Source organism: Citrobacter sp. T1.2D-1, from assembly GCF_950098555.1.
Taxonomy (GTDB): Bacteria; Pseudomonadota; Gammaproteobacteria; order Enterobacterales; family Enterobacteriaceae; genus Citrobacter_A; species Citrobacter_A telavivensis.
Window position 1 is genome coordinate 31,916 of the sequence record NZ_CATNHH010000022.1, and the last position, 2,976, is coordinate 34,891.

The following is a 2,976-nucleotide window of genomic DNA, read 5'->3' on the forward strand; positions in this document are numbered from 1 at the left end:
TCTCTCAAATCCGCCAAAACAGCTTCGGCGTTGTAAGGTTAAGCCTCACGGTTCATTAGTACCGGTTAGCTCAACGCATCGCTGCGCTTACACACCCGGCCTATCAACGTCGTCGTCTTCAACGTTCCTTCAGGACCCTTAAAGGGTCAGGGAGAACTCATCTCGGGGCAAGTTTCGTGCTTAGATGCTTTCAGCACTTATCTTTTCCGCATTTAGCTACCGGGCAGTGCCATTGGCATGACAACCCGAACACCAGTGATGCGTCCACTCCGGTCCTCTCGTACTAGGAGCAGCCCCCCTCAATTCTCCAGCGCCCACGGCAGATAGGGACCGAACTGTCTCACGACGTTCTAAACCCAGCTCGCGTACCACTTTAAATGGCGAACAGCCATACCCTTGGGACCTACTTCAGCCCCAGGATGTGATGAGCCGACATCGAGGTGCCAAACACCGCCGTCGATATGAACTCTTGGGCGGTATCAGCCTGTTATCCCCGGAGTACCTTTTATCCGTTGAGCGATGGCCCTTCCATTCAGAACCACCGGATCACTAAGACCTGCTTTCGCACCTGCTCGCGCCGTCACGCTCGCAGTCAAGCTAGCTTATGCCTTTGCACTAACCTCCTGATGTCCGACCAGGATTAGCTAACCTTCGTGCTCCTCCGTTACTCTTTAGGAGGAGACCGCCCCAGTCAAACTACCCACCAGACACTGTCCGCAACCCGGATTACGGGCCCACGTTAGAACACCAGCCATTAAAGGGTGGTATTTCAAGGTTGGCTCCATGCAGACTGGCGTCCACACTTCAAAGCCTCCCACCTATCCTACACATCAAGGACCAGTGTTCAGTGTCAAGCTATAGTAAAGGTTCACGGGGTCTTTCCGTCTTGCCGCGGGTACACTGCATCTTCACAGCGAGTTCAATTTCACTGAGTCTCGGGTGGAGACAGCCTGGCCATCATTACGCCATTCGTGCAGGTCGGAACTTACCCGACAAGGAATTTCGCTACCTTAGGACCGTTATAGTTACGGCCGCCGTTTACCGGGGCTTCGATCAAGAGCTTCTCCCTAAGGATAACCCCATCAATTAACCTTCCGGCACCGGGCAGGCGTCACACCGTATACGTCCACTTTCGTGTTTGCACAGTGCTGTGTTTTTAATAAACAGTTGCAGCCAGCTGGTATCTTCGACTGATTTCAGCTCCATGAGTAAATCACTTCACCTACATATCAGCGTGCCTTCTCCCGAAGTTACGGCACCATTTTGCCTAGTTCCTTCACCCGAGTTCTCTCAAGCGCCTTGGTATTCTCTACCTGACCACCTGTGTCGGTTTGGGGTACGATTTGATGTTACCTGATGCTTAGAGGCTTTTCCTGGAAGCAGGGCATTTGTTACTTCAGCACCGTAGTGCCTCGTCATCACGCCTCAGTGTTAGAGTGAACCGGATTTACCTGGAACACACACCTACACGCTTAAACCGGGACAACCGTCGCCCGGCCAACATAGCCTTCTCCGTCCCCCCTTCGCAGTAACACCAAGTACAGGAATATTAACCTGTTTCCCATCGACTACGCCTTTCGGCCTCGCCTTAGGGGTCGACTCACCCTGCCCCGATTAACGTTGGACAGGAACCCTTGGTCTTCCGGCGAGCGGGCTTTTCACCCGCTTTATCGTTACTTATGTCAGCATTCGCACTTCTGATACCTCCAGCATGCCTCACAGCACACCTTCGCAGGCTTACAGAACGCTCCCCTACCCAACAACACATAGTGTCGCTGCCGCAGCTTCGGTGCATGGTTTAGCCCCGTTACATCTTCCGCGCAGGCCGACTCGACCAGTGAGCTATTACGCTTTCTTTAAATGATGGCTGCTTCTAAGCCAACATCCTGGCTGTCTGAGCCTTCCCACATCGTTTCCCACTTAACCATGACTTTGGGACCTTAGCTGGCGGTCTGGGTTGTTTCCCTCTTCACGACGGACGTTAGCACCCGCCGTGTGTCTCCCGTGATAACATTCTTCGGTATTCGCAGTTTGCATCGGGTTGGTAAGTCGGGATGACCCCCTAGCCGAAACAGTGCTCTACCCCCGAAGATGAGTTCACGAGGCGCTACCTAAATAGCTTTCGGGGAGAACCAGCTATCTCCCGGTTTGATTGGCCTTTCACCCCCAGCCACAAGTCATCCGCTAATTTTTCAACATTAGTCGGTTCGGTCCTCCAGTTAGTGTTACCCAACCTTCAACCTGCCCATGGCTAGATCACCGGGTTTCGGGTCTATACCCTGCAACTTAACGCCCAGTTAAGACTCGGTTTCCCTTCGGCTCCCCTATTCGGTTAACCTTGCTACAGAATATAAGTCGCTGACCCATTATACAAAAGGTACGCAGTCACCCCATAAAAGAGGCTCCCACTGCTTGTACGTACACGGTTTCAGGTTCTTTTTCACTCCCCTCGCCGGGGTTCTTTTCGCCTTTCCCTCACGGTACTGGTTCACTATCGGTCAGTCAGGAGTATTTAGCCTTGGAGGATGGTCCCCCCATATTCAGACAGGATACCACGTGTCCCGCCCTACTCATCGAGCTCACAACACATGCACTTTTGTGTACGGGGCTGTCACCCTGTATCGCCGGCCTTTCCAGACCGTTCCACTAACACACATGCTGATTCAGGCTCTGGGCTGCTCCCCGTTCGCTCGCCGCTACTGGGGGAATCTCGGTTGATTTCTTTTCCTCGGGGTACTTAGATGTTTCAGTTCCCCCGGTTCGCCTCGTTAAGCTATGTATTCACTTAACGATAGTGCAACGAATTGCACTGGGTTTCCCCATTCGGACATCGCCGGCTATAACGGTTCATATCACCTTACCGACGCTTTTCGCAGATTAGCACGTCCTTCATCGCCTCTGACTGCCAGGGCATCCACCGTGTACGCTTAGTCGCTTAACCTCACAACCCGAAGATGTTTCGTAAAACACCGTCAG

1 rRNA gene is annotated in these 2,976 nt (G+C 52.9%); it reads right to left on the reverse strand.

What is annotated here, in order from left to right:
* Positions 1 to 34: 34 nt before the first annotated feature.
* Positions 35 to 2,941: ribosomal RNA gene (locus QQZ17_RS16135) — 23S ribosomal RNA — on the reverse strand.
* Between the last annotated feature and the right edge of the window lie 35 nt (positions 2,942 to 2,976).